A 1,409-nucleotide genomic window follows, 5' to 3' on the forward strand; every position below is an offset into this window, starting at 1 on the left:
CGGGTTAACCCCCTAATTTTGGACACATACTACTCTTAGCTCATTATTTCATAGAATTGCTCTTTATTTTAGGTGAGGCAAGAAAATCATCCTGCCTCATACTCTCACTTCTTTAATCGTTAGCTCTTCTGTTTGGTTTCGTTGATAAAATTCATTTGGTGCTAAATCTAAAATACTCGAATGGATTCTTCGATTATTGTAGAAATCCATGTATTCAGCCACCTCATGATACGCATCTGCGTAGGAATGAAAAGCGAACCGCCTCAAACATTCATACTCTAGTAATCGGTGAAACGACTCGATATGGGCATTCATATTCGGTGTTCTCGGCGGAATGCGTTCATGTTCGATGTGGAACGTTTCACATGCTTTCTGAAACGCTAGAGAAATAAATTGTGGACCATTATCCGTTCGAATGACTGGCTTTGTTTCTCTTTCAAATTGCTGACGCTTAAACAAGGCACGCTGCACGAGTTGGCCAGCGTCGTGTCCGGTACAATGTAAACCAATATGATAATCAATGATGGAACGGTCATATACATCAATGAGCGATAGAATAAAGAAGAAACGCTCTTCACCTTCGATGTAGCCGTATTTAATATCTGCTTCCCACAGCTGATTCGATTCAGTGATGATCCGGTTCCTCGCTAATTTTCTTGGATAGTGGAACTTCACTTCTCGCTGTGGCTGTAGGATATCGAGTTCCTTACATAATCGGTACACTTTCTTTTTGTTAATCTGTAGCGCATACTCGCTTCGAAGGCGGAGGCACAACTTTCGATAGCCATAGACACCGGCTTCACCTGAGATGAGTTCCATCAGCCATTCCTGTATTTGTTCATCCGGTATTTTTTTGCCGTTCTTAGTGAGTGAATAGCCCGGAATGGGTCTGCCCTCACTTACTGACTTTTCTTCTTTCTTGTATTGATAATAGTACGTAGAAGGAGAAATCTCTAAAATCTTCAGGACTTTACGGACGGCATAACCTTTCGCAATCCACTCATTCGCTATTTCAAGCGTTTCAGTAAGTGAGGGTTCTTCTTTTTTAGTACGTCACGGAGAATGGAAATTTCTAAATCTTTTTCGCCTAACAGCTTTTTAAGCTGGTCATTCTCCTCCTCCAACTGTTTGATCCCTGAGGGAGAAACAATATCTTGAATGCCGGAATGATCTAGATTGCCTTTTTCCTGAAAAGCTTTTACCCATTTGCTTACGAGATTTGGACTGAGCTCGTGACGTCTCGCCACCAAAGCTTTATTGCCTGTTTCAATTGCTTCTTGTACCACCTGTTGTTTAAATTCAGCAGAATGTTTTCGTCTTTGCATCACAAAAGCCCCCTTATTTGGCAACCATAAGTATAAAACCACTCTTAGTAGGTGTCCAAATTCATTAGGGGGCTAAATAGACAT

Annotated in this window: 2 protein-coding genes; both read right to left on the minus strand. The window is 41.2% G+C overall.

Annotation, left to right across the window (positions count from 1 at the left end):
* Positions 1–96 precede the first annotated feature (96 nt).
* Positions 97–1,011 (minus strand): IS3 family transposase, encoded by a 915-nt coding sequence (locus NSQ09_RS23005; RefSeq protein WP_033880480.1) that lies wholly within the window; start codon positions 1,009–1,011, stop codon positions 97–99.
* On the minus strand, positions 1,008–1,325 hold the full coding sequence (locus tag NSQ09_RS23010; RefSeq protein ID WP_014479904.1) for a transposase: 318 nt from the start codon (positions 1,323–1,325) through the stop codon (positions 1,008–1,010). Before NSQ09_RS23010 ends, NSQ09_RS23005 begins: the two co-directional genes overlap by 4 nt.
* Between the last annotated feature and the right edge of the window lie 84 nt (positions 1,326–1,409).

It is taken from the genome of Bacillus sp. FSL W8-1202, assembly GCF_038006165.1.
Lineage (GTDB): Bacteria > Bacillota > Bacilli > Bacillales > Bacillaceae > Bacillus > Bacillus subtilis.

Coding starts and splice junctions, on each gene's coding strand:
- NSQ09_RS23010 (WP_014479904.1), bottom strand. CDS start 1,325: ATGCAAAGACGAAAACATTCTGCTGAATTTAAACAACAGGTGGTACAA.